Genomic DNA, 26,524 nt, shown 5'->3' on the forward strand with positions numbered 1-26,524 from the left:
GGTGTCTGCCACTGCTCGTCGACAGTTCGCGAGACCCGTCAGAGAATCGGGCGGATCAACTCCGGATCCCTTTCGCCAACGGTGGTGTACGGATCCATACGTCCACGTGACGCGCTCCGGTTGCGGTGAGTCCGGGTAGCGCGGCGGCCTCGGCGGCGCGGATGGCGTTGACGATGACCAGGACCTCGGCGAATTCGTGGATGAACACCACGGTCGCCAGGCCGAGGACACCGGTCGCGGCCAACGGGACGAGCACACCGATGATGGCCAGCGACAGCCCGATGTTCTGGAGCATGATGCGGCGGGCGCGGCGGGCGTGCGCGAGGACCTGGGGCAAATGGCGCAGGTCCTCTCCCATGAGCGCGACGTCGGCGGTTTCGATGGCGACGTCGGTTCCCATGGCGCCCATCGCGATTCCGATGTCGGCGGTGGCGAGTGCGGGGGCATCGTTGACGCCGTCGCCGACCATGGCGATTCTCCGGCCTCCGGCGAGTGCGGGGAGCAGAGCTGCTTTGTCTTCGGGGAGCAGTTCGGCGTGCACGGTGGAGATTCCGGCCTGGGCGGCGAGTGTCTCGGCGGTGCGGCGGTTGTCGCCGGTCAGCATGGCCACGTCGATGCCCATCCGCCGGAGTCGATGGACGGCCTCGGGTGCCTCGGGGCGCAGTTCGTCGCGGACCGCGATGGCCGCGACGACGGTGGTGTCTCGCTCGACGAGCACCACGGTGGCGCCTTCGCCCTGGAGGTGGGCGACGTCGTCGGCGAGATCACCGGGGTCGATCCATCCGGGTTTGCCGAGCCGAAGCGGGATTCCGTCGACGGTGCCGTGCAGCCCGTGACCGGGCACGGCGGTAACGTCCTCGGCGGCGGTGACGTCACGTGCTGCGGTGAGGACGGCCTGCGCCAGGGGGTGTTCGCTGCGGGCTTCGAGCGCCGCGGCCGCGGTGAGGGCGTCGTGCTCGGATACCCCGTTTCGGGTGATCACCGCGATGACCTGCGGGGTGTTGCGGGTCAGGGTGCCGGTCTTGTCGAGCGCGACGACTCGGATGCGCCCGAGTTCCTCGAGTGCGGCTCCGCCCTTGACGAGGGCGCCGTGTCGGCTGGAGGCGCCGATCGCGGCGACAACGGTCAGCGGTACGGCGATCGCCAGGGCACAGGGGGAGGCGGCGACGAGCACGACCAGGGCCCGCTCGATCCACAGCATCGCATCGCCGAGCAGGGACCCGAGGCCGGCGACCAGAGCGGCGAGGATCATGATCGCCGGGACCAGAGGGCGGGCGACCCGGTCGGCGAGCCGTTGTCCGGCACCCTTGCGTTCCTGGGCCTCTTCGACGATGTGCACGATCCGTGCCAGCGAGCTGTCGGCGGCGAGTGCGGTGACCCGTACCTCGACGGCACCGCCGCCGTTGATCGCCCCGGCATGCACCTCGTCACCGGGGCCGGCCTCGATGGGGACGGATTCGCCGGTGATCGCGGACAGGTCCAGGCTGGTTCGTCCGGACCGGATCACCCCGTCGGTGGCTGCCCGCTCGCCGGGCCGCAGCACCATGATGTCGCCGATGGACAGTTCGTCCGGAGCGAGGATGATCTCGGCGCCCTCGCGCAGGACCGACGCGGTCGGCGGCACGAGGGACAGCAGGGCGCGCAGTCCGCGGCGGGTGCGGGTCACTGCGTAGTGCTCGAGGCCTTCGGCGATGGAGAACAGGACGCCGAGCATCGCGGCTTCGGGGATCTGTCCGAGTGCGATCGCGCCGATGGCGGCGATCGTCATCAGGGTGCCGACCCCGACCCGGCCGTGCCGAAGATTCCGCACCGCCCCGGGAACGAAGGATACCGCGGCGACCACGGCGGCGAGCAGTGCGAGCAGTGTCGCCACACGCTCGGATCCGGCTGTGCCGATGAGCCATCCGGCGCCGAGCAGGACCGCAGCGATGGCCGCGTACTGCAGCTCGCGGACCTGCCGCAGCCGTTCCGGACCGTCATCGGATGTCGTCGCGCCGGCGGAGTTCGGCCTCGCGGGTGCAGGCCCGCAGCATGCGTCAGCCACGGCTGACGTCCGCAATGTCGTTACTGTTCTCGGGTCCGGTGGTCGCCGAAGCGAGTTCGTCGCCGAGTACCGCGCGCACCAAGCCGTGACCGCGGTCGGTCAGCGCGTACATCACCAACCGGCCGTGCCGCCGGGACGAGACGAGGTCGGCGATCTTGAGTTGCCGCAGATGGTGCGAGACCAGGTTCTGCGCCTGCACGACCACCCACGCCATGTCGCAGACGCAGAGTTCACCGCCGGAGTACAGGGCGGTGGCGATCGTCAGCCGGGTGGGATCGCTCAGTGCCCGGGCGGCGGCGGCGGCCGGCTCGACCTGCCGCAGCGGCGGCAACGTGGCACGGATCTGCTCGGCGTGCGGAAGGTCCAGGCACAGCAGGTCGCAGGTATCGACGCGTTCCTGAGTCATATCAATATACTAACGAGCGTTGATATGGGCGGAAACCCTCTCGGGCCGGCGATCTCGGCGATCTCAGCGCTCGTTAGTATGGCGCGCATGTCCGCTTCGCCGCTTTCGTCCGCTTCCGGTCTGTGCCCGGGGTGGAGTGCCCGATGACCCGCAACGTCACGTTCTCACTGGCCCTGATCGTGGTGTTCGTGCTCGGACTTTCGGCGGTGGTGCTGGCCAACCGCTCCGACGCCGACAGTCGGCCGACCGCCGGCGGAGCCGAGGCCGCGGCGGTGGCGGCGCGTCCGGACAGCCGTCGGCTGGCCTCCGCTCCCGATGGCCGGGTGACATTCGTGGAATTCCTCGACTTCGAGTGCGAGGCCTGCCGGGCGGTGTATCCGGCGATCGAGCAGTTGCGCCGCGAGTACGGAGACCGGGTCGGTTTCGTCGTCCGCTACTTCCCGTTGCCCTCCCATTTCAACGCCGAACGGGCCGCGAGGGCGGTCGAGGCCGCGGCGCAACAGGGCAGGTTCGAGCAGATGTATCAGCGGATGTACGAGACCCAGGCGGAGTGGGGTGAGCAGCGCGCCCCGAAGGACGAGGTGTTTCGCGGTTTCGCCGTCGACCTCGGCCTCGACATGGCCGCGTTCGACGCCGCCTACACCGCTCCCGCCACACTCGACCGGATCAACGCCGATGTCGCCGACGGGCACGCGTTGGGTGTGCAGGGCACGCCCACGTTCTTCGTCGACGGCGTTCGGCTCGAGCCGGCCGGCTACCAGGATCTGAAGGATGCCCTCGACGCCGCGCTCGCCTGACGCCGTCGAGACGTCCGGGCCGGCCGCACCCGGCGTCCGCGGTCTCGAGCGGGTGCTGCCGTGGCTGTTGCTGGTCGGCGGCCTGATCGGCCTGTTCGCCTCGTTCGTGCTCACCGTCGAGAAGTTCGCGCTCGCCGCCGATTCCAGCTACGTCCCGACCTGCAGCATCAATCCGGTGCTCAACTGCGGTTCGGTGATGGCCACCGAGCAGGCCGCGGTGTTCGGATTCCCGAACTCGCTGCTCGGCATCGCCGGCTTCGCCGTCGTCGCGGCCGCCGGCGCCGCGCTGCTGGCCGGCGCCCGCGTCGCACGGTGGTTCTGGCTGGTCCTGCAGGCCGGTCTTGCCGCCGCGGTGGTGTTCGTGCACTGGCTCATCGCTCAGAGCCTCTACGTCATCGGCGCCCTGTGCCCGTACTGCATGGTGGTGTGGGCGGTGACGGTGCCGCTCTTCTGGTACGTCACGGTCCGCAACCTTCGCACCGCCCGCCCGACGTCACCGGTGCAGCGGGCCGCCGCCGCGGCGACCGTCGACCACCTGGTGCCCGTCACGGTCTGGGTGCTCGCACTGCTCGGGCTGATCGTCTACCGCTTCTGGCCGTACTGGTCCGGGCTGCTGTGACGTGCGCCGCGTCGGGCGTCTCTCGCGCAGTGGTCCCTTTCACGGCAGGTGTCCCGCTCGGTCTCGGGGAAGTGGGTCGTAGGCCCACGTCGATGAGGTGGTCGAGGGTGCGTGGGGCCGCGTCGTTGTTCTCCGTGCCGGGGCGGGGCAGACTGAAAGGCACCCGAGGAGGCCATCGTGGAGCTGCAGATCGTGGCGATCGACAAGCCCGACGACATGAACGTGATCGTCGGACAGTCCCACTTCATCAAGACCGTCGAGGACGTGCACGAGGCCCTGGTGGGAGTGAGCCCCCACCTCCGGTTCGGTGTCGCGTTCTGCGAAGCGTCGGGGCCTCGCCTCGTGCGCTGTTCCGGAAACGACGACCGTCTCGTCGAGTTGGCCACCCGCAACGCCGTCGCGGTCGGCGCGGGACACTCGTTCTTCGTGTTCGTGGAGGACGGCTACCCGGTGAACGTCCTGAACACGCTGAAGCAGGTGCCGGAGGTGTGCGGCATCTTCTGCGCGACCGCCAACCCTGTCGAGATCATCGTCGCCGAGACGGAACTCGGCCGCGGCATTGCCGGCGTGATCGACGGGCGCTCACCCGCCGGTGTCGAGACCGATGCCGACGTCGACGACCGCAAGGCGTTGCTCCGGACGATCGGCTACAAGCTCTGAGCGAGCGGAGCCCGGACTAGGCCAGCGGATCGACGCGTTCCCAGGCGACGGGGAGTTGCACGTCGACCCCCGCGGCCAGGCCCCTCTCGGTGAGGAACCGCACGGACCGCCGGACGTTGTCGGCGAAGCGGGGAAGCGGCGTCAGCGGCCGGTCCAGGGGCTTCCAGAAATTGTCCCAATGGATCGGGATCACGCGGCGTGCGCCGGTCCGGGTCACGAGTGCGTCCCAGTAGTCGCGGCGGAATCGGTCGGACTGCTTGCCGAGTGTGCCGATGCCGAGATAGACGGTGTCGGCGTCGTATCCGTCGAGTGCGCCGGGCACGAAGTTCGCACTGGCGTGGACGAGGACGCGGCCGTCGGGGTGCGCGAAGTGGAACGAGAAGCAGTCGCCCTGCGCGTATTCGCCGATCGACGCCGGCGGGTGCACCGCGTGGTCGATCGTGCCCGGGAACTTCGCCCGGGGGCTGTGCTCGGCGGGCAGCGCCGTCACCTCGAATGCGCCGTATCTCAGGGGAGTTCGCACCTGGATCGTCCGGAACCGGTCCATCGCGAACCCGTAACCCTCGGCGATGTGACGCGTCGACGGTGAACCGACGAGTTCCGCGCCGGTGCGTTTCGCCACCGTCGGGGAGTCCATCGCGTGGTCGTAGTGCGAGTGCGCGACGAGGACGGCGGCCAGGCGGTCGGTGCGAGTTCGCGTGAGAGCCCGGTCGACGGCGGCACCGTCGGGGCGCAGCGGCCGGAATACCGATCGCAGGAGCGGCGGTCTGGAGAAGAACCCGTCCGTCATCAGCGACGTCTCGCCGTCGGACAACAGGATCGTGGAAACACCGAGGAAGGTGGCGTGCATGCTCGCGACCGTACCGGTGGGCGGCATCCGCACGGCGGGATCTGTGCCGTTCTACGATGACCGCCATGGCGATCACTCCCGACACGAAGAACTGGACCTGGGTCCTGGACCGGGCATGCCCCGACTGCGGGTTCGACTCGGCGGCAACCCGGTACGAGGACATCCCGGGTCTGGTCCGGGAGAACGTGGAGGCATGGTCGCCGGTCCTCACCCGCCCCGACGTGACGGTCCGGCCGGACGAGCAGACGTGGTCGGCGCTCGAGTACGCCGCACACGTTCGCGACGTGTTCCGGATCTTCGACGTCCGGCTCCGGCTCATCCTCGACGAGACGGATCCACTGTTCCCGAACTGGGATCAGGACGAGACCGCGGTCGCCGAGCGCTACAACGAGCAGGATCCGGCCGTCGTGGACGCCGAACTGCGTGCGGCGGGCGCGTCGGTGGCGGACGACTTCGAGGCCGTCGCGCCGGAACTGCGGGTGCGGACCGGGCGGCGGAGCGACGGCGCATCGTTCACGGTGGAGTCGCTGGCCAGGTACTTCGTCCACGATCCGATCCACCACCTCCACGACGTGTCGGGGTAACAGTTTCGGATTCCCGGACCCGATTCGGTAGAACGTGTTCCAATTCGGCCCGTTTGTGTCTATCGTCACATCAGCAGATGCGCAGACATGAATGAAGGGTTGGGAGTCACATGAAGACCAAGGGTGCGATCCTGTGGGGCCTGAACGAGCCGTGGTCGGTCGAGGAGATCGAGATCGGCGATCCGGTTGCGGGCGAGGTGCAGATTCGCATGGAAGCCGCCGGAATGTGCCACTCCGACCACCACATCGTCACCGGGTCGATGCCGATGGCGTCCTTCCCGGTGATGGGCGGTCACGAAGGGTCCGGCGTCATCACCAAGCTGGGGCCGGAGGTGAAGGATCTCGAAGTCGGCGACCACGTGGTGCTCTCGTTCGTGCCCGCGTGCGGACGCTGTCCGGCGTGCTCGGCGGGACACCAGAATCTCTGTGACCTCGGAATGGGACTCCTGAGCGGACTGGCGATCAGCGACGGCACCTTCCGTATCCACGCGCGCGGGGAGAACGTCATCCCGATGTGTCTCCTCGGGACGTTCTCGCCCTACATGGTCGTGCACGAGACTTCGGTCGTGAAGATCGACAAGGACATTCCCTTCGACGTCGCCGCCCTCGTCGGCTGCGGCGTACCCACCGGGTGGGGTTCGGCGACGCGGATGGCGGAGGTGAAGCCGGGCGAATCCGTCGTCATCATGGGTGTCGGCGGCGTCGGCATGAGTGCACTGCAGGGTGCGGTGGCGTCCGGAGCGCGTCAGATCTTCGCCATCGACCCGGTGCCGTGGAAGCGGGAACAGGCGCTGAAGTTCGGCGCCACCCACGCGTTCGAGAGTGCCGCGGCCGCAATCGAGCCGATCATCGCGCTCACCAACGGATTGATGGCGCAGAAGACGATCATCACGGTCGGGGAGATGCACGGCGAATACGTCGAGGAAGCCCTGTTGCTCACCAGCAAGTTCGGCACGTGCGTCGTCACGGCCATGGGCGCGATGACCGACATGGACGTCAAGCTGAACCTGTTCCTCTTCTCGATGCTGCAGAAGGACCTGAAGGGCACCATCTTCGGCGGCGGAAACGCCCGGGTCGAGATCCCGAACCTGCTGGCCATGTACAAGTCGGGGCAGCTGAACCTCGACGACATGATCACCCGCACCTACACCCTCGAAGGCGTCAACGACGGGTATCAGGACATGCTCGACGGCAAGAACATTCGCGGCGTCATCCGGTACACCGAAGCCGACTGGTGACGGCTCGCCGCAGCTGACCGCGGGCCGCTCTCGTAGGCTGACCGGGTGCAGAGTCTCGATCAGATTGCCCGATGGCCCGTGGACAACGCTGCGGCGGTGGTCCTGTCGCGCGACGAAGGGGTGATCGGCGAGTACGGCGACCAGCGGCGCGTCTTCCCCCTGGCCTCGGTGACCAAACTGCTCTGCGCGTACGCGGTACTGGTGGCCACCGAGGAGGGGGCCGTCGAACTCGACCAGCCCGCAGGCCCGGAAGGCTCGACCGTGCGTCATCTGCTGGCGCACGCGTCGGGTCTCGCATTCGACGCGAACCGTGTGCAGACGGCACCGGAGCGCAAGCGAATCTACTCCAGCGCCGGCTACGAGGTGCTCGCCGACTTCCTCACCGCCGAGACGTCGATCGACTTCGCCGACTATGTCGCGGAATCCGTCTTCGCTCCACTGTCGATGGGCGCGTCCGCGCTCGTCGGGCCTGCCGGCCACGGAGCGCAGGCGTCGGCCGGTGATCTCGGCCGGTTCGCAGCAGAGCTGTTCCGCCCGGCCCTCATTTCGCCCCAGACGCTCACGGACGCCACGTCCGTGCAGTTTCCCGGGCTGGACGGAATTCTGCCCGGATACGGCTCACAGCGGCCCAACGACTGGGGGCTGGGGTTCGAGATCCGTTCGGGCAAGAGCCCGCACTGGACGGGCACGAGCAACTCGCCGCAGACGTTCGGCCACTTCGGGCAGGCCGGCACCTTCCTGTGGGTCGATCCGGCCGCCGGACTGGCCTGCGTGGCGTTGACGGACCGGGATTTCGGTGACTGGGCCAAGCCCCTGTGGACCGAGCTGAGCGACGGTATCCTCTCGGAACGCAGTAGACGATGACACACCGATTGCTCGAATCACTGGCGCAACACAGGCATCACAAGGCACACTGGTCAACCGAGCGTGCTGCACACACCGACTGAGGCCGTTGGGGAAGACGTCCCTCGTCGAAGCAGGAGGCTCGAGTGCGCGCATTGAATCAGTTCGCGGACGCGACGGCTGGTGTGGTCTACATCCACTCGTCGCCCGCCGCGTTGTGCCCCCATATCGAGTGGGCGTTGACCGCGACCCTCGACTGCCGAGCCAACCTGAAATGGACCTCGCAGCCGGCCTCCAACGGCGTTCTGCGCGCGACCACCAGCTGGGTGGGGCCTGTCGGCACCGCCTCGCGGCTGGTCAACGCGCTTCGCGCCTGGCCGATGCTGCGCTTCGAGGTGACCGAGGACGCCAGTGAGGGCGTGGACGGCGAACGGTACAGCCACGTGCCCGGGATGGGCCTGTGGCACGGGTCCACCAGCGCGAACGGCGATGTCGTCGTCGGGGAGATGCGCCTGCGGGCACTGATGCAAGCGGGGGGCGACATCGCCGCCGAACTGGACTATGCACTCGGAACCGCCTGGGACGAGGCGCTCGAGCCGTTCCGCAGCGGCGGAGAAGGCGCCGAGGTCACCTGGCTGCGCCGGGACGTCGGCTGACACCCGCCTCACGGACGCGAAAAGGCCCCCGCCACAACGGCGGGGGCCTTCTCTCGAACAGAGCTCAGATCACAGCGGGATGTTCTTGTGGTCGCCGCGGGTGGAGGGAGCCGCAGCGAGGGCGGCGGTGATGACGCTGCGCGTCTTGGCCGGGTCGATCTCCTCGTCCACGACACCGATCGCGACAGCACGGTCGACGCCACCGGCGATGCTTTCGTGCTCGACGGCCAGACGCTCGTGCAGGGCCTCACGCTCTTCTTCCGGCGCTGCGGCCAAGGCGCGCTTGTGCAGAATGCCGACGGCGGCCTTGGCGCCCATGACAGCGACCTCCGCATCGGGCCACGCGTAGACGGCGGTGGCGCCGAGCGCGCGGGAGTTCATGGCGATGTACGCCCCGCCGTAGATCTTGCGGGTCACGACCGTCACGCGTGGAACGGTGGCTTCGGCGAACGCGTGGAGCAGCTTGGCGCCGCGGCGCACGACGCCTTCCCATTCCATGCTCACACCGGGGAGGTAGCCGGGAACGTCCACGATCACCACGAGCGGGATGCCGAATGCGTTGCACAGCCGGACGAAACGTGCCGACTTCTCGGCGCTCTCCGAGTTGAGGCAGCCACCCAGGCGGAGCGGGTTGTTGGCGATGACACCGACGGTGCGGCCACCGAGGCGTCCGAGACCGGTGACGATGCTGCGGGCGTAATTGCCCTGCAGTTCCTCGAAACTCGACTCGCCCTCGACGTTGTCGAGAAGTTCGTGAACGATCGGACGGACGTCGTAGGCGCGCTTCGCGGACTCGGGCATGAGGGCGCGGAGATCGGTGTCGCCGTGCGCGGCCGCGGCCTGATCGAAATCGCCCTGCTCACAGAACATCGACACGAGGCGGCGTGCCCGGTGCAGGGCGTCGCCCTCGTCGTGGGCGGCGATGTGCGCGACCCCCGACTTCTTCGTGTGCGTGTCGGGACCGCCGAGTGACACCATGTCGACCTGCTCACCGGTGACACTGCGGACCACGTCCGGGCCGGTGACGAAGACGCGGGCCTCCGGCGCCATGATGACGATGTCGGTCAGCGCGGGACCGTAGGCCGCACCGCCGGCCGCGAAGCCGAGGACGACGGAAATCTGTGGGACGCGGCCGGACGCGCGGACCATGGCCTCGAAGACCAGTCCGACGGCGTGCAGGGCTTCGACGCCCTCGGCGAGACGCGCGCCACCCGAGTGCCAGAGACCCACGATCGGGGCGTCCTCCTCGAGGGCGGTGTCGATCGCCGTCACGATGTGCTTGCAGCCTTCGACACCCATGGCGCCGCCCATGACGGTGGCATCGGAGCAGTAGGCGATGGTGCGGACACCGTCGATGTTGCCGGACGCGGCCAGCACACCGGACTTGTCACGCGGATGCAGAGGGACGACCGTCCCGGCGTCGAACAGCTTCTCCAGGCGCGCAAGGGGATCGCGCGGATCGATCGACGCATCGGACTTAGTCGCGGGTGCCAAGATTGTCATCGCGTCCTCCTTGTGGCGGGCCCGGGTGGGCTGTCGATGGGTGGAGACCCCTTCAGAGAAGGGGTCTCCACCCGCGATCTAGCAGGACCGGCTGTCAGGCCCGGCCGAAGGCGAGCGCGACGTTGTGCCCACCGAAACCAAACGAGTTGTTGATCGCGAAATCGATCTCGCCGTAACGGGCTTCGCCCTTGACGACATCCAGGTCGATCTCTGGATCCTGATTCTCGAGATTCAGCGTGGGCGGAATGACTCCGTCCCGCAGACTCAGGACCGTGAGCACCGCCTCGAGCGCACCGACGGCGCCGATCGAGTGCCCCAACGCGGACTTCGGTGCGTACACCGCGGCATGGTTGCCGACGGCAGCCTTGATGGCGTTCGCCTCCGCCGTGTCACCGATCGGCGTGGCCGTGGCGTGCGCGTTGATGTGCTGGATGTCCGTCTTCGTCAATCCAGCAGTCTCGATCGCCCTCGTCATGGCCCGCGCAGCGCCCGAACCCGAAGGATCGGGAGCGACGATGTGGAACCCGTCGGAGGTGATTCCCGCGCCCAGCAGACGGGCGTGGATGGTGGCACCGCGAGCCTTGGCGTGCTCCTCGGTTTCGAGGACCATCATCGCTCCGGCCTCACCGAACACGAAGCCGTCACGATCCTTGTCGAACGGCCGCGAAGCCGCCTTCGGATCGTCGTTGCGGGTGCTCAGCGCGCGCATCATCGCGAAGCTCGCGATCGGCACGGCGTCGAGGTAACCCTCCACACCACCGGCGACGATGATGTCCGCGTCGCCCATCACCAGCATGCGGTACGCATGGGCGATGGCCTCGGAACCCGAGGAGCAGGCCGACACGGGAGTGATCACTCCGGCGCGGGCCCCGAGCTCGAGTCCGACGGTGGCCGACGGACCGTTGGGCATCACCATCTGGACGGCGAACGGCGACACCTTGCGGTACCCGCCGGCCTTCATCTTCTCGACGGCGTCGATCAGAGCTTCGCCGCCGCCCAGTCCGGTGCCGATCACGACGCCGAGGCGATCCTTGTCGACCTCCGGGCTGCCGGCGTTCTCCCAGACCTGACGGCCGAGGACGAGCGCCAACCGCTCGACGAAGCTCATCCGGCGGATCTCGACCCGGGACAGCGACTCGTCGGGCGACACCTTGAGCTTGCCGCCGATCGTCACCGGAAGGTCGTTCTCCGTGACGAAGGCTTCCCGGATGGTGTCGATGCCGCTCTCGCCGGCCAACAGGCCTTTCCACGTGGCATCCACGTCACCAGCGATCGACGTCGTGGCCGCGAGGCTGGTGACGACGATGTTGGGGAACTGCTTCCCGTTGGTCGAGGCGGAAGTCACGGCTGAGCTCACTCCTCGTCGTTCTTGGCAGCTTCGAGCTTCGCCTTCACGGCCTCCGCGTCGGCGCCACCTTCTGCTTCGAGCTTCTGGATGTAGGACACGGCGTCACCGACGGTGCGCAGTCCGGCGAGATCCTCGTCGGGGATCTTCACGCCGTACTTGTCCTCGGTCTGGACGGCGATCTCAACCATGGAGAGGGAGTCGATGTCGAGGTCGTCGACGAAAGACTTTTCGATGGTCACCTCGGACGGCTCAATACCGGTGACCTCCTCGATGATCTCCGCGAGTCCGGCGATGATGTCTTCCTGGGTGGCGGCCACTGAGTGGCTCCCTTCTGATTCGGTGTAGATGTATCTGGAGTTGTGCAGGCACGTCCCCATCGGCCGCGCCTGCGGGCCCTGCACGCACCGAGGTGCGCGCAGCAAACTAGCCGAGTTCTGTCAGTTCGGCTAGCGCGGAGATATCCCCCGGGGTCTTGAGTGCCAGAGTCGGAGTGCCGCGCATTTCACGCTTGGCGATACCGACGAGGGTTCCGGCTGGTGGAAGTTCCGCGATCGCGGAGACCTGAGCGGTCCGCAGGCTTGCGGTACACAGGTCCCAACGCACAGGTCGGGTTACCTGCGCGGCCAGTTTAGTCAGTGCGTCGGCTCCGGATGCGACCGGTGCACCGTCGGCGTTGGAGAGCAGAGTGCGGGTGGGTTCACCCGGTGTGATCTTGGACGCAGCCTCGGTGACGGCCTCCTGCGCGGGAGCCATGAACCGGGTGTGGAACGCGCCTGCGACGGGAAGAGCGCGAACCCGCGCCTTCTCCGGCGGGTTGGCGGCGAGTTCCTCGAGCGCCGACAGCAGACCTGCAGCGACGATCTGGCCCGCCGCATTGCGGTTGGCCGGTTCGAGGCCCAGTTCGTCGAGGCGGGCGAGCACCTCGGTCTCGTCGCCCCCGAGGACCGCGGACATGCCGGTCGGTTCGAGTGCGCAGGCCTTCGCCATCTCCGCGCCGCGGACGGCGGCGAGTGCGACGGCGTCGTCGGCGGAGAGGACTCCGGCGACCGCGGCTGCGGCGAGTTCACCGACCGAGTGCCCGGCCGCGATGGTGTCTGCGGGAACCAGGCCACGCGCGTCGAGTTCCTCGAAGGCGAGGAGTGCGGCGGCCACGACGAGGGGCTGAGTCACCGACGTGTCGGTGATCTCCTCCGCTGTCGCGGTGGTACCGAGGCGGACGAGGTCGAGGCCGGCAGCCTTCGACCACAGTGCGACACGGTCATGAGAACCCGGCAGCTCCAACCAAGGGATGAGCATGCCGGGAGTCTGAGAGCCCTGACCCGGGGCGAGCAACGAAATCACTCTTCAAGAGAACACCGTCAACGGCGTGCTGCGAGATGTCGTTGCGGATGAACCTTCGTCGGCGGATTTGTTGGGTTCCCACAAAATTGCACGTGGGGTCCTCGCATCGAATCTGGACAGACGTTCGTTACAGCCCTGCTTCTCCGAATGGGAAGGGTGTGACTGGTGTTAAACGTGATATGGGTTCGTTATGGGAATGTGTCAATCGACCCACCGTGGCAGCCACTCTGAGTACATACGCATCCCGCGGATTCGTCGGATCGCGACCGGTGACTTCCGCGATTCTCTTGAGTCGATACCGCACAGTATTTGGATGAACAAACAGCTGCCGGGCACAAGTCTCAACCGCACCTCCACAGTCGAGATATGCGTCCAAAGTGTCGGTGAGAACACCTCCGGCGGCCGCCAGCGGCGCGACCAGATGGTCGTTCAGAGCGGTGACGGCGGCGTTGTCCCCGAGCAGTGCGCGCTCGGGTAGCAACTCGGCGGCGTGGACGGGCCGAGGGGCGCCCCGCCAGCCTGCGACCGCCTGCATCGCGGCGAGCGCCTCGACGGCACTGAAATGAGCCGCGCCCAGCGTCGGCGTGGTCGGCCCGATGATCACCGGCTCGTCCGAGAACTTGCCGAGCAGGTCGGTCATGAAACTCGAGTGCCCCGACCCCTCCTGGAGTTCCCCGCTGACGACCATCACGAGCCGCGAACCCTGCACGACGGCGAGGGCGGCGCGGCCGTGCTTCTGCGCGATGGTGTGCACCGTGCCGACGACGGAGACCCGCTCGTCCTCGGGGGGAGTGCCGACGATGACGGTGGCGGGGGCTGTGGCGTCCCAGTTGAGAGTCGCCGCCCGCGACAACATGTCCGAGCCCGTGTCACCACGGACCACGGCGTCGACGACCAGTGCCTCGAGCCGGGTGTCCCACGCACCGCGGGACTCCGCGGCACTCGCATACACCGAGGCGGCCGCGAAACCCAGTTCGCGACCGTAGCGGAGGACGGCCTCGGTGAGGGCGATCAGCTGCTGGTCGTTGCGGGCGAGCGCCGGGAGCCACTGCTCGAAGAACTCCATCGCCACGCGGACCATGTCCACCGTCTGGCTGAGGGTGAGCCTGCGCGCGAGATCCTGCGGAATCACCTGGAACGCGTCCAGGCTGAACCGGATGTCACTGTCCGGATTCTTGAGCCACTCGAGGAAGTTGACGACCGCCGTCTGAACCAGCAACTGCACGTTGGAGCGTTGAGCGGCGTCGAGGTCGTCGAAGAACGGCAGTTGATCCTGCATCGTCGTGACGGCCTCGGTCGAGAGGCGACCGGAGAACTGTTTGACGCGACGCAACAGTGCGTCGGGCAACGGATCCCGGGTTTGTCGTCTGCGGGAGACCAACGGACTCTGCTCGACCATAGTCAAGAACCTACGCCCACCGCCGCCCGTGTTGTCCGACGGACACACGGGCGGCGGTGGGTGAGGATGTCGGCGTTACGCGCTGCCGGTATCCGTGTAGGAGACGGCCGCGGCGCGGACGTCGTCGATGCGGTACCGGTTGGCGGCTTCGACGGCCTTGGAGCGGTCGAGGGTGCCTTCGCCGGCGAGGGCGGACAGCACGGCGACGACGATGGATTCGGCGTCGACGTTGAAGTACCGGCGGGCGGCGGGGCGGGTGTCGGAGAACCCGAACCCGTCGGTGCCGAGGGTGGTGTACGAGCCGGGGACCCACTGGCGGATCTGGTCGGCGACGGCGCGCATCCAGTCCGAGGCCGCCACGAACGGGCCGGCGGCGTCGGACAGCGCCTGCGTGACGTACGGCAGCGGGGCGTCGGTGCCGGGGTCGCGCAGCGCCTGCTGCTCCCGTTCGATGCCCTCGCGGCGCAGCTCACCCCAGGAGGTGACCGACCACACGTCCGCGGCCACACCCCAGTCGTCGGCCAGCAGCTGCTGGGCGCGCAGGCCCTCGGGCATGGTGACACCGGAGACCAGGATCTGCGCCTTCGGGCCGGATGCCTCGGACTTCTTGAACAGGTACATGCCCTTGAGCAGGCCCTCGACGTTGAGGTCGGCGGGCTCGGCGGGCTGGGTGTAGGGCTCGTTGTAGAGGGTGATGTAGTAGAAGATGTCCTCGCCGCCGAACCCGTCGACCCCCTCGGTGCCGCCGTACATCCGGCGCAGCCCGTCCTTGACGATGTGCGCGATCTCGTAGGAGAACGCCGGGTCGTAGGCGACGGCGGCCGGGTTCGTCGACGCCAGCAGCAGCGAGTGCCCGTCGGCGTGCTGGAGTCCCTCGCCGGTGAGGGTGGTGCGTCCGGCGGTGGCGCCGAGGACGAAGCCGCGGGCCATCTGATCCGCCGCCGCCCACAGGCCGTCGCCGGTGCGTTGGAACCCGAACATCGAGTAGAAGATGTACAGCGGGATCATCGGCTCACCGTGGGTGGCGTAGGAGGTGCCGACCGCGGTGAACGAGGCGGTCGAGCCGGCCTCGTTGATGCCCTCGTGCAGGATCTGCCCGATCTCCGACTCCTTGTAGGCCAGCATCAGATCGGCGTCGACGGCGGTGTACAGCTGCCCGTTGCGGTTGTAGATCTTCAGCGACGGGAACCAGGAGTCCATCCCGAAGGTGCGGGCCTCGTCCGGGATGATCGGCACGATCCGCTTGCCGATCTCCTTGTCCCGCAACAACTCCTTCATGATCCGCACCAACGCCATGGTGGTCGCGACCTGCTGCTTACCGGAGCCCTTGCGGACCACGTCGTAGGTCGAGTCCGCCGGCTGCGGCAACGGCGCCGGGCTGGTGCGGCGCTGCGGCAGGAACCCACCCAACGCCTTCCGCCGGTCGAGCATGTACTGGATTTCCGGGGCGTCCGTGCCGGGGTGGTAGTACGGCGGCATCTTCGGGTCCTTCTCCAACTCTTCGTCGGAGATCGGGATGCGCTGCAGGTCCCGGAAATTCTTCAGATCATCCAGGGTGAGCTTCTTCATCTGGTGGGTGGCGTTGCGGCCCTCGAAGTGCTTGCCCAGGGTGTAGCCCTTGATGGTGTGCGCCAGGATCACCGTCGGCTGCCCCTTGTGCGCCATCGCCGCCGCGTACGCGGCGTAGATCTTGCGGTAGTCGTGGCCGCCGCGCTTGAGGTTCCAGATGTCCTGATCGGACAGGTTCGCGACCAGTTCCTTCGTCCGCGGATCCCTCCCGAAGAAGTGCTCCCGCACGTACCCGCCGTCGTTGGCCTTATAGGTTTGGTAGTCGCCGTCCGGGGTGACGTTCATCAGGTTGACCAGGGCACCGTCCCGGTCCGCGTGCAACAACGCGTCCCACTCGCGGCCCCAGACCACCTTGATCACGTTCCAGCCGGCGCCGCGGAAGAACGACTCCAGCTCCTGGATGATCTTGCCGTTGCCGCGGACCGGGCCGTCGAGGCGTTGCAGGTTGCAGTTCACCACGAACGTCAAATTGTCCAGACCTTCGGTGGCCGCCACATGCGCCAGACCCCGCGATTCGGGTTCGTCCATCTCCCCGTCCCCGAGGAACGCCCACACGTGCTGATCGGCGGTGTCCTTGATGCCGCGGTCGTGCAGGTAGTGGTTGAACCGGGCCTGGTAGATCGCGTTCATCGGGCCCAACCCCATCGACACGGTCGGGAACTCCCAGAAATCCGGCAGCAGCCGGGGGTGCGGGTACGACGGCAACCCGCCGCCCTGATCGGCGTGCGAGTGCTCCTGCCGGAACCCGTCCATCCGCTCCGCCGGGATCCGCCCCTCCAAAAAGGCGCGGGCGTAGATGCCCGGCGAGGCGTGGCCCTGGATGAAGATCTGATCCCCACCCCCGGGATGGTCCTTGCCGCGGAAGAAGTGGTTGAACCCCACCTCGTACAGGGCGGCGGACGAGGCGTAGGTCGAGATGTGGCCGCCGACCCCGACCCCCGGCCGTTGCGCGCGGGTCACCATCACCGCCGCGTTCCACCGGATGAACGCCCGGTACCGGCGCTCGGTCTCCTCGTCGCCGGGGAACCACGGCTCGTTCTCCGTCGGGATGGTGTTCACATAATCGGTCGACGTCAACGCCGGCAGGGCGACGTGCTTCTCCCCGGCCCGCTCGAGCATCCGCAACATCAGATACCGGGCACGGGTCGGTCCGGACCGGTCCAACAGTCCGTCGAACGATTCCAACCACTCCGTGGTCTCGTCCGGGTCGATATCCGGCAGATAAGACGCAACACCCTCACGGATGACGCGAACGCGGCCGTCGGAACCCGGGGTCGCACTGGGGTTGGAAGGTTGGGCCGCTCCGGCGCCGGGTGTGGCGGAATCCGGTTGAGACGCGGGTCCCTGGATCAGGTCTGACAACGTTGCTCCTCATTGTGGTGGGACGCGCGGTGTGGCGTCCTCTCCATGCGATCGCGGCCTTGTTAGGCCCGACCCATCTCCTTTATGAATATGGCGCGACCCTCATCTTTCACCATCGCGGCGCAGTCGGCACACTGTGTTCGGGTTACTCTCCGGTAGCGTTTGCGCAGATCCGGGGCCGAATGTTGAACTTATCGATGTCGTCGAAAACATGGGGGAGACGAATGCGCACGTCGACGCGCCGCTGGGGGCCGGCGAGTGCTGCCGTCGCGGCGATCGTCGGTGTGGCGGTCATCGCCGGATGCGGCGGCGCGATCGAGGGGACCGCGCAGCAGAACGATTCTCAGGCCGCCGAGTACGCCGCGGAGGCGACGTCCTCATCGGTCGCCGCGTCGTCCTCTCAGAAGGCCGCGGCCGAGCGGGACGCGCTCGTGGAGCAGTGCACGATGTTCGTGAACCGTGCCGGCGACACCATCGACACCTACAACGCCTTCATCGACGCCGCCAACGCCGATGCCGCGGATACCGGCGCGAAGGCGAGCGCCGCGGCGGCGGCCCTCCGGGCGGCGGCCGACGGGGCGAATGCCGCCACCCCCACTCTTCCCGCCGAACTGACCGGACTGCTGACCGATTACGCAAACAACTATCGGGAACTCGCGGCCGCCGTCGACGGCGGGCAGCGCGGAGACATTCTGAACACGCTCGCCAGCCGTGGAGACGAGCTCAGCGACTCGATTCGGGCAGCCTGCCCCACATCGTGACTCCCGCACCGTAGGCTCGGTCGATGACCACGCATCACTACTTTCTGAGAAAAATTCGCGCGGTCGGCTTGCGCGAAAGCGTTCGAGCATGTTCGCTTTCACCTAATTGATCTTCATCCGGCAGGTGTTCGGGTATCCGAGCACCGTCAACAAAAGGAGGACCCCACCGTGGTCGCCGCGGCGGACGCCCAAAACTACGCTCAGAAACTCGGGATCACTGCCGACATGGCGGTACAGGAACTGGGCTGGGACGAGGACACCGACGACGACCTGCGTGCCGCGGTCGAGGACACCATCGGTGGAGAACTACTGGACGAGGATTCCGACGAGGTGATCGACGTCGTGCTGCTGTGGTGGCGCGACGAAGACGGAGACCTCGTCGACGCCCTCATGGATGCCATCGGCCCTCTGGCCGACGAGGGATTCGTGTGGGTCCTCACCCCCAAGACCGGTCAGCCCGGTCACGTGGAGCCCAGCGAGATCGCCGAGTCCGCACCTACAGCGGGTCTCACCCAGACGTCGGCGGCAAACCTCGGGGACTGGTCGGGAAGCCGTCTGGTTCAGCCGAAGTCGCGTCCCGCGAACAAGCGCTGAACAGCCTCACCTTTTCGTTCACTCACCGAAGGATCACGTCATGCCGCTCGAGGTGGGCACCACCGCCCCCGATTTCACCCTCAAGGACCAGAACAATCAGGAAGTGACGCTTTCCGATTACCGCGGAAAGAAGAACGTCCTGCTCGTGTTCTACCCCCTCGCGTTCACCGGAACGTGCCAGGGTGAACTCTGCAAGGTTCGCGACGAACTGCCGAAGTTCGAGAACGACGAGACTGCGATTCTCGCGCTCTCCGTCGGTGCGTCGCCGACACACAAGATCTGGTCTGCCGAGCAGGGATACACCTTCCCGCTGCTCGCCGACTTCTGGCCGCACGGTGCGGTCGCGCAGCAATACGGCGTCTTCAACGAGAAGCTGGGCTTCGCGAACCGCGGCACCTTCGTCATCGACAAGGAAGGCGTCATCCGGTTCGCCGAGATGAACGGGCCCGGAGAGGCCCGTGACCAGGGAGCTTGGGAGAAAGCGCTCGCCACGCTAGAGTCCTGATGCGCATCCGGCGAGGTTCTCGCCGGATGTTCGGGCGTGTAGCTCAGTGGTAGAGCTCTGGTTTTACACACCAGCGGTCGGGGGTTCGAAACCCTCCGCGCCCACCGTCAGGCAAAGCCCCGACCCGCGTTTCCGCGCAGGTCGGGGCTTTCTCGATGCCGGTGTTCACCGGCTGCCCGCGTTCGGCCGCCGCGCACCCGCCTCACTCCTCGGTGAGTTCCATGAGCTGCTCGGCGGCGGTGATGTTGCCGTTGTCGGCGAGGCGCCGGAGCTCGTTCATGTCGCCGAGTTCGGTGGCCAGTTCGATGAGCTGGTCGGCCGCGTCGGAGCTGCCGTTGTCGGCGAGGCGCCGGAGTTCGTCCATGTCACCCCGCTCGCCGGCGAGCTCGATGAGAATGTCGAGCGCCGTCGAATCACCGTTGCCGGCACGCTCGCGCAGGGCGGACAGTTCGGATTCAGTCATGATGTACATCCTCTTCTCGATCGAGTTTCCTCGTGTGCCGATCTCGGAGTTCGTCACGATGCGTGTGCCACTCGTCCAGAAGAGCCGGAAGTCGCTCGCTGAGGAAGTCGGCAAGCGCGACCATCTCCTCGAGCGGGGCGCGGCGTTCGGGTGAAGCGTCGGCCAGCAACGCCAGTCCCTCCCGGAACAGCGCCGCATGCTCCCGGTGGAGGGCGGAATCGAAGTTCTGCGGTTGCTGACTGGCCGGGTCCAGGCTCACCCGGTCCACCCGCTCACCGGCGACACGGGTCCGCCGCGCCATCCGATAGCCCTCGAGCAGTTTGACCGCTCCGGTGATGGCGCTCCGGCTCGCCAGCAACGCCTCGCCCAGTTCGTCGATCGTCTGTTGCGGCGGATCGCAGACGAACAGATACCCCAGCAACCGACCCGCCATCGGCGGGAATCCGTACCGGCGTGCGTAGAAGCGGCCGACGTGGTCGGCGAAGATCAGCTGTGTGTCGGACGGCACAACACCGAAGATAGCAGTTCTGACTGAAATGACACAGATGTGTGTCATTTCAGTTCAGCTGCGGTGCGGTGACCGGTTTCGTGGAGTTAACCTGTTCAGCGCCCAGAGCTTCGCCTGCAGTGGCATATTCCTGACATGCCCAGGTACAAGGTGACGCTGCGCAACGGCACGTCGAGCGACAAGACCTTCGAATCAGACTTCCAGGCCGTCAACGAGACGCACCGGCCCACCGAACCCGGGGCGGGCATCGTGAAGATCGACCGCTACGAGGAAGGCGGGGAAGTGAGCGGGCTCTGGTCCGCTCCCGCCACGAGCCGCAGGTCCCGCACGTAGCCCGTCAGGTCGCGTCTCGCGTGGTCGCGGAGCCGCGGCGATCGAGTTCGGCCTCGAATTCTGTGATCCGGCTGGTGACTCCGCGGACCGTTTCGCAGCCGTAGTCGTTCGCGATCGACTCGCCGAGCAGGGCTCGGTGCTCGTCCAGCCGGGCGAGCAGTTCGTCGTCGCCGAGCTTCGTCAGGTCGCTGCACACCTCTCGATCGTCCCAGGCGCAGTCGGCGAAACCAATGCCTCACACGAATTTCCAGCGGACGCGCAGAACCCCGCCGGGCCACGTGGGTGTGTTGAGTCAGCACCGAAGATGTGAGCAGGGCGGGGCCGTGCGCCGCCCCTGAATGGGGGGAACGAGGCGGCATTTACCATGGTAGGCGCAGGAAAGGGCGCTTGGCGAGATACTCAGCAGAGTTTCAGGAATCCGACATTCCGACCGGGACGGGTGCGTCGATCGCAGCTACCGGCGGAGTGGTGAGACGCACCCCGCTCTTGCGCGGGTTTCCGGCGAATCGGTGCGCAATTGCGCCCCCAGCTAGCGTGCGCGAGTGCCCGGACCCACGGTGTCGTAGGCCTCGGCGAGGAGCGCGGCGAGGGTGTCGTCGAGCTGATCGTCGGAGGTGATCGTCAAGCGGTGCGTGATCACCGTCTTCGTGGTGGGAAACGCCTCGCGTAGCTGCGGGTGATGGACGCGCCGGCGCAGGTCGAGGGCGATCTCGAGCCGCGACGAATAGATGAACGCGGCAGCGAAGACGCGGGTACGAGCCCACGCGATCTCGGTCCGGTGGACCCGCTCGTCCACCTCGCCGCACGCGAGGACGAGGTCACGGAACTGCAGTAGGCGCTCGGTGGCGTCCGGGTCCTTGCCTGCCAGGTACTCGTCGATCGCGGCACTCATGGGACGCTCCTTTACATCGCCTGCAACGTTAGTTGATACAAATATCGGCGTGCATCGAACCTCCCGTCCCGCGACAGCGCGTGCTGCCGGCCTGCTGCTCGGCTTCGCCGCCGACCGTGTGTTCGCCGATCCCGTCCGGTGGCATCCCGTGGCCGGATTCGGCCGCACGGCAATGGCATTGGAGAAGGCGACGTACCGCGACTCCCGGTCGGCCGGGATCCTGCACGTGGCCGTCCTCGTCGGCGGAGCGGCAGGGCTGGGGGTCGCCGCGACGCGGGTGGCGCGGCGCGGGGGATGGGCAGGCGAGGCGGCCGGAACGGCCGCCGCGACGTGGGCCGTGCTCGGCGGAACGTCGCTGGGACGGACCGGATCGACCATGGCCGCACACCTGGAGGCGGACGATCTCGCCGCCGCCCGCGCCCTGCTGCCGTCGCTGTGCGGTCGCGACCCCAGCGTGCTCGGCGTCGACGGACTCACCCGGGCGACGCTGGAGTCGGTGGCCGAGAACACGTCCGACTCGGCGGTCGGGGCATTCGTGTGGGGCGCGGTGGCCGGAATCCCCGGACTGTTCGTCTACCGGGCGTCCAACACCCTGGACGCGATGGTCGGCTACCGCTCGCCGAAGTACCGCAACTTCGGCTGGGCAGCGGCGCGGTGGGACGACGTCCTCAACCTGCTGCCCGCCCGCCTGACGGGTGCGCTGTCCGCCGCGGCCGCACCGACGGTGGGTGGGTCGCCGAACGAGGCGTGGGAGGCGTGGCGGCGCGACGCGTCCCAGCACCCCAGCCCCAACGCCGGCGTCGCGGAGGCCAGCGCGGCGGGCGCACTCGGGATCTCGTTGGGCGGGCGCACCGAGTACGCGCACGGCGTCGAGATGCGACCCGTCCTCGGCTCCGGGCCGTCGCCCCGGCCGGTCGACCTCGACCGTGCGGTGCGGCTGTCCGCGGCGGTGCAGGTCGGTGCGGCGCTGGTGTCAGCGGCCCTTGCCGTAGCGGTCGGCCAACTTCGCTTCCGCCGCCGTCCGCGGCGCTGATTCCACCGGCTTGCTTCGGGTGAACGGCTTCTTCCGCGCCACCGGAGCGGAGTCGTCGGAGGTCTTCGCGGACTTCTCCTTGCGGCGTTCCCGCCACTCCGCGCGGATGAAGTAGGCCAGGCCGAGCGGGGCCATGATGCCGAACGCCAGCCACTGCAAGCCGTACGACAGGTACGGGCCCGCGTCGAGTTGGGGGAGCGGGATGGTCCCGAGCCCGCCGGGCTGATCGGGTTCGAGTTGCACGTACGCGTCGACGAGATCGGTGCCGATGAAACCGCCGATCTGACCCGCGTCGATGTAGTACACCTGGCGGAGCCCGTTCTCGTCGATCGGCTCCTTGCCTGCGATGGTGCCCTCGGACTTGCGCACGCGACCGTCGAGCGTCACCTGCCCGGCCGGTGGCGGATCCACCGGCGGCGGCTCGGTTCCCTGGACCGGTCGGACGTAGCCGCGGTTGACCAGAATCGTGCGACCGTCGGCCAGTTGCAGCGGCGTCAGGACCTCGTACGCGGGCTGCGATTCGATGGACCGCAACCGGACCAGCAGATCACTGTTCTGGACGTAGGAGCCCGTCGCGGTGACGCGGCGCCACTCGTCGTCCGGATTCGGCGCCACGCCGGACAGCAGCGTCTCCAGCGGGACGGGATCGGCGTCGACCGAGTCGGCGATCAGCTGGTTCCGGTGCTCCGTCGACGTGTTCTTGCCGAGCTGCCACGGAGCGAGCACGTAGAAACACATGAATGCGAATCCGGCGACCACCAAGGCCAACACCAACCAGCCGGGTCGCAACAGAAATCTCAGCCTTCGCACGCCTCCACGGTAGCCGCTCGCAGGTGGGGACCCTGATCGTGGGTTACCGGCTGCGCACCCAGTCGAGCAGCCCGGGCACCGCGGCCTCGATCTGCAGGCGGACCCGCTCGAAGTCCTCGAGGTCGCCGTAGAAGGGGTCGGGGACGGACGACGTGTCCGCATCCGGGTCGAAGCTGCGCAGCAGCCGTCGGCGTTCGTCGGGCACGCCCATGTGGGCAAGCTCACGGTCGTGGTTGGCCGCGAGAGCGACCACCAGATCGGCGCCGAGATGAAACGGCCCGACCTCCGCTGCCGTGTGGCCCGTCGGGTACCCGTTCAGCTTCAGGGTCTCGTTGGTGCGGATGTCGGCCTCGCGGCCGACGTGCCAGCCGTGGGTCCCGGCGCTGCTCACCATCACCCGGTCGTCGAGGGCTTCCCGGCGGAGGTGTTCGGCGAAGATCTTCTCGGCCATGGGGGAGCGGCAGATGTTGCCGGTGCACACGAACGTCACGTGCAACGGGGTGTCAGGCCGCGTCATCGAGCATCTTCCCGAGGTGGGCGACGGTCTGCGCCGTCGTGTGCGCGCGCTCGGCCTCGGCCGGGAAACCGTAACCCCACTCGACGAACACCGCAGGGATGCCCCAGTGCGCGGCACCGAGGACGTCGTGGTCACGGTCGCCGACCATCAGGACGTCGGGGGTGGCGCCCTCGGTGGCGGTGACTCCCAGGTTCCGGAGGGAGTGGGCGATCACGTCCGACTTGGCGCGGCGACTGCCGTCGTCGCTGGCGCCGCCGATGAACTCGAAGTAGTGGGCCAGTTCGAAGTGCTCGAGGATGCGGATCGCGAACCGTTCGGACTTCGACGTGGCGACGGCGAGCCTCCTGCCGCTGTCGCGGGCGTCGATCAGCACCTTCTCGATGCCGTCGAAGACGGCGTTCTCCGCCCACCCCACGTTGTCGTAGCGCTCGAAGTAGGCGGCGATCGCTCGCTGCACGACGTCTTCGTCCAGCCCCATCGACCGGAACGTGTCGATCATCGGCGGGCCGATGACGGCGTCGATCATCTCGTCGGTCGGTTCCGGCTGACCGATCGTCGCGAGCGCATGACGGAACCCGGCGTGAATGCCGGGCGCGGAGTCGGTGAGGGTGCCGTCGAGATCGAACAGCACGATCGGAGCCGACAGAGCAGAAGGGGCGGAGGACGGGGAGGTGGAGAGAGATGTCACCGGACCATTGTCCCTTAGGCTCGACAGCTGTGGACATTCGTGCCGGTAGCCGGGAGAGCCTGCGTCACCACGGAGACGTGGATGCGGGCCCCGGTCTCCTCGATTTCGCAGTGAACGTGCAGGGCGACGGGCCCCCCGAATGGCTGCGACTGCGGCTTGCGGACGCGTTGCCGCGCCTGGGCTCCTATCCCACCGTCGCTGCCGATCGCGCCGCCCGGAGCGCCGTGGCCTCCCGGCACGGCCGCTCGCCCGACGAGGTGCTGCTGCTCTCGGGTGGGGCCGAGGGCTTCTCCCTGCTCCCGCGGCTCGGGGTCCGGGAGGCGGCGCTGATCCATCCGTCGTTCACGGAACCGGAGTGGGCGCTGCGGGAGGCGAACGTGCCCGTCACGCAGGTGCTGCTCGACGATCCGTACGTTCTGGACGCCGCTGCGGTCCCCGGATCCGCCGACCTGGTGGTGATCGGCAACCCGACCAATCCCACCTCGGTACTGCACTCGGCGGAGGAGATCCTGCGGCTGCGCCGGCCCGGGCGGATCGTCGTGGTCGACGAGGCGTTCGCCGACGCGGTGCCGGGCGAGGCCGAGTCGCTCGCCGGTCGTTCGCTGCCCGACGTGCTGGTGCTGCGCAGCCTCACCAAGACGTGGGCTCTGGCCGGACTGCGCTGCGGGTACGCCCTCGGCTCCCCGGAGGTTCTCGAACGCCTGCAGGTGGGGCGGGCGCACTGGCCACTGGGAAGCCTGCAGGTGGAGGCGATCGCCGCATGCAGCGAACCGGACGCCGTCGCCGCCGCCCGCGAGCACGCCGTCGTGCTGGGCGCGTGGCGGGCCGACATGATCCGGCGGCTGAACGCGATCGGCGTCGCGGTGCACCAGCCCGCCGCCGCACCGTTCCTGCTGCTCCGACTGCCGGACGGCGAACTCGTGCGGAAGCAACTACGCGAGCGCGGCATCGCCGTGCGGCGGTGCGACACGTTCCCCGGACTCGGTCCCGACTTCCTCCGGGTCGCGGTGCGCCCCCGAGAGCAGGCCGACGTCCTGATCGAGACGATGAAGGAGATCCTGTGAACCCGGTGCGTCTCGCCGACGTGATCGCGACCCTGGACGCGGCGTACCCGCCCGCCCTCGCCGAATCGTGGGACTCCGTCGGCCTCGTATGCGGCGACCCCGACGACACGGTGGCGACGGTGACGATCGCGGTCGATCCGACCGCCGCGGTGGTCGACGAGGCGATCGACGCCGGCGCCGACCTTCTGCTCGTCCACCACCCGCTGCTGCTGCGGGGCGTCGACACCGTCGGCGCTCACACACCGAAGGGTGCGCTCGTCCACAAGCTGATCAAGGCCGGATGCGCCCTGTTCACCGCACACACCAACGCCGACTCCGCGGACCCCGGCGTGTCCGACGCCCTGGCAGCGGCGCTCGGACTCACCGTCACCGGGCCGATCGACCCGCAGCCCACCGAGAACCTCGACAAGTGGGTCGTCCTGGTCCCGGCAGGCGACGCAGACGCGGTGCGTCGCGCCCTGTTCGACGCGGGCGCCGGTCACATCGGCAACTACCGCGACTGCAGCTGGTCCGTCACCGGGCAGGGCCAGTTCCTCCCGACCGACGGCGCGAACCCCACCCTCGGTGCGGTCGGTGCGCTCGAACGTGTCGAGGAGAGCCGGGTGGAGGTGATCGCCCCGCGCGGCATCCGGCAGAAGGTGCTCGCCGCGATGCGCGCCGCCCACCCGTACGAGGAGGTCGCGTTCGACGTCTTCGAGATGGCGACGTTCCCCGGACCCCGCGGCCTCGGGCGGGTCGGGGAGCTCTCCGAGCCGCTGTCGCTGCGCGACTTCACCGGCCGGGTGGCGGACGCGCTCCCCGCCACGACGTGGGGCGTGCGCGCGGCGGGCGACCCCGACGCCACGATCCGCACCGTCGCGGTGTGCGGCGGCTCGGGCGACTCCTACCTGGACGCCGTCGCACGGCTCGGCGTGGACGCCTACGTCACCGCCGATCTGCGACACCACCCGGCGGACGAGCACCTGCGCGCCGGAGGCCCGGCCCTCATCGACGTCGCGCACTGGGCGAGCGAGCAGCCGTGGTGTGACCAGGCCAAGGGCGTCCTCGACACCGCTTTCGGCCGGACGCCGGAATGGCAGGTGCGGGTGTCGGCCGTACGGACCGATCCGTGGTCGGTCAGCGCGTCGCCGTCGTAGC

General features: G+C 68.1%; 30 protein-coding genes and 1 tRNA gene. 15 read left to right on the plus strand and 16 right to left on the minus strand.

From position 1 onward, the window contains the following. Window positions 1-55 precede the first annotated feature (55 nt). Window positions 56-2,044 (minus strand): heavy metal translocating P-type ATPase, encoded by a 1,989-nt coding sequence (locus DTA22_RS11500; protein WP_112299494.1) that lies wholly within the window; start codon window positions 2,042-2,044, stop codon window positions 56-58. Further along, on the minus strand, window positions 2,037-2,450 hold the full coding sequence (locus DTA22_RS11505) for an ArsR/SmtB family transcription factor (RefSeq protein WP_112299495.1): 414 nt from the start codon (window positions 2,448-2,450) through the stop codon (window positions 2,037-2,039). Before DTA22_RS11505 ends, DTA22_RS11500 begins: the two co-directional genes overlap by 8 nt. 143 nt (window positions 2,451-2,593) lie before the next feature. Here DTA22_RS11505 and DTA22_RS11510 point away from each other — a divergent pair, with 143 nt between their 5' ends. The 3 genes from DTA22_RS11510 to DTA22_RS11520 all read left to right on the plus strand — a co-directional run bounded on the left by DTA22_RS11510 (window position 2,594) and on the right by DTA22_RS11520 (window position 4,526). Further along, complete coding sequence (locus DTA22_RS11510) at window positions 2,594-3,247, plus strand: DsbA family protein (RefSeq protein WP_112299496.1); 654 nt, start codon at window positions 2,594-2,596, stop codon at window positions 3,245-3,247. Next, window positions 3,222-3,866, plus strand: coding sequence for a vitamin K epoxide reductase family protein (locus DTA22_RS11515; protein ID WP_112299497.1), 645 nt, complete (start codon window positions 3,222-3,224; stop codon window positions 3,864-3,866). Before DTA22_RS11510 ends, DTA22_RS11515 begins: the two co-directional genes overlap by 26 nt. Before the next feature lie 177 nt (window positions 3,867-4,043). Next, window positions 4,044-4,526 carry an adenosine-specific kinase gene (locus DTA22_RS11520; RefSeq protein WP_112299498.1) on the plus strand — a complete coding sequence of 161 codons (483 nt, stop codon included), beginning with the start codon at window positions 4,044-4,046 and terminating at the stop codon, window positions 4,524-4,526. 16 nt (window positions 4,527-4,542) lie between these two features. Here DTA22_RS11520 and DTA22_RS11525 read toward each other — a convergent pair whose 3' ends face one another. Next, complete coding sequence (locus DTA22_RS11525; protein ID WP_245973468.1) at window positions 4,543-5,376, minus strand: MBL fold metallo-hydrolase; 834 nt, start codon at window positions 5,374-5,376, stop codon at window positions 4,543-4,545. A 65-nt stretch (window positions 5,377-5,441) separates the two neighbouring features. Between DTA22_RS11525 and DTA22_RS11530 the strand changes: the two genes are divergently transcribed. The 4 genes from DTA22_RS11530 to DTA22_RS11545 all read left to right on the plus strand — a co-directional run bounded on the left by DTA22_RS11530 (window position 5,442) and on the right by DTA22_RS11545 (window position 8,697). Further along, window positions 5,442-5,960 (plus strand): DinB family protein, encoded by a 519-nt coding sequence (locus tag DTA22_RS11530; RefSeq protein ID WP_037226516.1) that lies wholly within the window; start codon window positions 5,442-5,444, stop codon window positions 5,958-5,960. A 110-nt stretch (window positions 5,961-6,070) separates the two neighbouring features. After that, window positions 6,071-7,198: an NDMA-dependent alcohol dehydrogenase gene (locus tag DTA22_RS11535; protein ID WP_005247847.1), complete on the plus strand. Its 1,128-nt coding sequence runs from the start codon at window positions 6,071-6,073 to the stop codon at window positions 7,196-7,198. A 45-nt stretch (window positions 7,199-7,243) separates the two neighbouring features. Then, on the plus strand, window positions 7,244-8,062 hold the full coding sequence (locus DTA22_RS11540; protein WP_112299500.1) for a serine hydrolase domain-containing protein: 819 nt from the start codon (window positions 7,244-7,246) through the stop codon (window positions 8,060-8,062). A 125-nt stretch (window positions 8,063-8,187) separates the two neighbouring features. After that, window positions 8,188-8,697, plus strand: a complete 510-nt coding sequence (locus DTA22_RS11545; RefSeq protein ID WP_005247843.1) for a DUF3145 domain-containing protein — start codon at window positions 8,188-8,190, stop codon at window positions 8,695-8,697. Between the two features lie 69 nt (window positions 8,698-8,766). Here the strand turns inward: DTA22_RS11545 and DTA22_RS11550 are convergent, their stop codons facing one another. The 6 genes from DTA22_RS11550 to aceE form a co-directional block, all read right to left on the minus strand. Continuing rightward, window positions 8,767-10,200 (minus strand): acyl-CoA carboxylase subunit beta, encoded by a 1,434-nt coding sequence (locus DTA22_RS11550; protein ID WP_112299501.1) that lies wholly within the window; start codon window positions 10,198-10,200, stop codon window positions 8,767-8,769. Window positions 10,201-10,294: 94 nt separating this feature from the next. Beyond that, entirely contained in the window at window positions 10,295-11,545 is a 1,251-nt protein-coding gene (locus DTA22_RS11555) for a KasA/KasB family beta-ketoacyl-ACP synthase (protein ID WP_005247840.1), read from the minus strand. A gap of 8 nt (window positions 11,546-11,553) precedes the next feature. Further along, complete coding sequence (gene acpM / locus DTA22_RS11560; RefSeq protein ID WP_005247839.1) at window positions 11,554-11,865, minus strand: meromycolate extension acyl carrier protein AcpM; 312 nt, start codon at window positions 11,863-11,865, stop codon at window positions 11,554-11,556. Window positions 11,866-11,971: 106 nt separating this feature from the next. Then, window positions 11,972-12,889 carry an ACP S-malonyltransferase gene (locus DTA22_RS11565; protein ID WP_037226523.1) on the minus strand — a complete coding sequence of 306 codons (918 nt, stop codon included), beginning with the start codon at window positions 12,887-12,889 and terminating at the stop codon, window positions 11,972-11,974. Window positions 12,890-13,016: 127 nt separating this feature from the next. Beyond that, window positions 13,017-14,288, minus strand: coding sequence for a PucR family transcriptional regulator (locus DTA22_RS11570; RefSeq protein WP_005261202.1), 1,272 nt, complete (start codon window positions 14,286-14,288; stop codon window positions 13,017-13,019). Between the two features lie 75 nt (window positions 14,289-14,363). Then, the gene (gene aceE, locus DTA22_RS11575) at window positions 14,364-17,219 is read right to left on the minus strand and encodes a pyruvate dehydrogenase (acetyl-transferring), homodimeric type (RefSeq protein WP_112299502.1); all 2,856 of its coding nucleotides are present in this window, start codon (window positions 17,217-17,219) and stop codon (window positions 14,364-14,366) included. 224 nt (window positions 17,220-17,443) lie between these two features. On the opposite strand from aceE, the gene DTA22_RS11580 reads away from it, so the two are divergent. The 4 genes from DTA22_RS11580 (at window position 17,444) to DTA22_RS11595 (ending at window position 19,183) form a co-directional block, all read left to right on the plus strand. Continuing rightward, the gene (locus tag DTA22_RS11580; protein ID WP_037226527.1) at window positions 17,444-17,980 is read left to right on the plus strand and encodes a hypothetical protein; all 537 of its coding nucleotides are present in this window, start codon (window positions 17,444-17,446) and stop codon (window positions 17,978-17,980) included. 168 nt (window positions 17,981-18,148) lie between these two features. Then, complete coding sequence (locus DTA22_RS11585; RefSeq protein WP_005247829.1) at window positions 18,149-18,574, plus strand: DUF3052 domain-containing protein; 426 nt, start codon at window positions 18,149-18,151, stop codon at window positions 18,572-18,574. Window positions 18,575-18,614: 40 nt separating this feature from the next. Continuing rightward, window positions 18,615-19,079, plus strand: a complete 465-nt coding sequence (locus DTA22_RS11590) for a peroxiredoxin (RefSeq protein WP_005247827.1) — start codon at window positions 18,615-18,617, stop codon at window positions 19,077-19,079. A 32-nt stretch (window positions 19,080-19,111) separates the two neighbouring features. After that, window positions 19,112-19,183: transfer RNA gene (locus tag DTA22_RS11595), tRNA-Val, on the plus strand. Window positions 19,184-19,281: 98 nt separating this feature from the next. On the opposite strand, the gene DTA22_RS11600 is transcribed toward DTA22_RS11595, so the two are convergent. Next, window positions 19,282-19,542: a hypothetical protein gene (locus DTA22_RS11600; RefSeq protein WP_037226679.1), complete on the minus strand. Its 261-nt coding sequence runs from the start codon at window positions 19,540-19,542 to the stop codon at window positions 19,282-19,284. Continuing rightward, window positions 19,535-20,050 carry a GbsR/MarR family transcriptional regulator gene (locus DTA22_RS11605; protein ID WP_112299503.1) on the minus strand — a complete coding sequence of 172 codons (516 nt, stop codon included), beginning with the start codon at window positions 20,048-20,050 and terminating at the stop codon, window positions 19,535-19,537. Before DTA22_RS11605 ends, DTA22_RS11600 begins: the two co-directional genes overlap by 8 nt. Window positions 20,051-20,185: 135 nt before the next feature. On the opposite strand from DTA22_RS11605, the gene DTA22_RS11610 reads away from it, so the two are divergent. Next, complete coding sequence (locus DTA22_RS11610; protein ID WP_037226529.1) at window positions 20,186-20,383, plus strand: hypothetical protein; 198 nt, start codon at window positions 20,186-20,188, stop codon at window positions 20,381-20,383. Window positions 20,384-20,387: 4 nt separating this feature from the next. Here the strand turns inward: DTA22_RS11610 and DTA22_RS11615 are convergent, their stop codons facing one another. Next, the gene (locus DTA22_RS11615; protein WP_112299504.1) at window positions 20,388-20,579 is read right to left on the minus strand and encodes a hypothetical protein; all 192 of its coding nucleotides are present in this window, start codon (window positions 20,577-20,579) and stop codon (window positions 20,388-20,390) included. Window positions 20,580-20,912: 333 nt separating this feature from the next. Continuing rightward, window positions 20,913-21,275, minus strand: a complete 363-nt coding sequence (locus tag DTA22_RS11620) for a DUF5655 domain-containing protein (RefSeq protein ID WP_112299505.1) — start codon at window positions 21,273-21,275, stop codon at window positions 20,913-20,915. 49 nt (window positions 21,276-21,324) lie between these two features. On the opposite strand from DTA22_RS11620, the gene DTA22_RS11625 reads away from it, so the two are divergent. Then, window positions 21,325-22,308, plus strand: coding sequence for a cobalamin biosynthesis protein (locus DTA22_RS11625; RefSeq protein ID WP_112299506.1), 984 nt, complete (start codon window positions 21,325-21,327; stop codon window positions 22,306-22,308). On the opposite strand, the gene DTA22_RS11630 is transcribed toward DTA22_RS11625, so the two are convergent. The 3 genes from DTA22_RS11630 to DTA22_RS11640 are packed head-to-tail and all read right to left on the minus strand — an operon-like array spanning window position 22,249 to window position 24,323. Then, complete coding sequence (locus DTA22_RS11630; protein ID WP_174233790.1) at window positions 22,249-23,118, minus strand: SURF1 family cytochrome oxidase biogenesis protein; 870 nt, start codon at window positions 23,116-23,118, stop codon at window positions 22,249-22,251. The genes DTA22_RS11625 and DTA22_RS11630 overlap by 60 nt on opposite strands. Before the next feature lie 43 nt (window positions 23,119-23,161). Then, window positions 23,162-23,635: a low molecular weight protein-tyrosine-phosphatase gene (locus DTA22_RS11635; protein WP_112299508.1), complete on the minus strand. Its 474-nt coding sequence runs from the start codon at window positions 23,633-23,635 to the stop codon at window positions 23,162-23,164. Next, a complete protein-coding gene (locus DTA22_RS11640) occupies window positions 23,622-24,323 on the minus strand; it encodes an HAD-IA family hydrolase (protein ID WP_037226543.1) in 702 nt (233 codons plus the stop codon). Before DTA22_RS11640 ends, DTA22_RS11635 begins: the two co-directional genes overlap by 14 nt. A 29-nt stretch (window positions 24,324-24,352) precedes the next feature. Here DTA22_RS11640 and cobC point away from each other — a divergent pair, with 29 nt between their 5' ends. Together cobC and DTA22_RS11650 are read left to right on the plus strand one after the other, a co-directional pair. After that, window positions 24,353-25,387, plus strand: coding sequence for an Rv2231c family pyridoxal phosphate-dependent protein CobC (gene cobC / locus DTA22_RS11645; protein ID WP_112299509.1), 1,035 nt, complete (start codon window positions 24,353-24,355; stop codon window positions 25,385-25,387). Continuing rightward, window positions 25,384-26,523 carry a Nif3-like dinuclear metal center hexameric protein gene (locus DTA22_RS11650; RefSeq protein WP_112299510.1) on the plus strand — a complete coding sequence of 380 codons (1,140 nt, stop codon included), beginning with the start codon at window positions 25,384-25,386 and terminating at the stop codon, window positions 26,521-26,523. Before cobC ends, DTA22_RS11650 begins: the two co-directional genes overlap by 4 nt. Window position 26,524 lies beyond the last annotated feature (1 nt).

This window comes from Rhodococcus wratislaviensis (assembly GCF_900455735.1).
In the GTDB taxonomy this organism is placed as follows: Bacteria; Actinomycetota; Actinomycetes; order Mycobacteriales; family Mycobacteriaceae; genus Rhodococcus_F; species Rhodococcus_F wratislaviensis.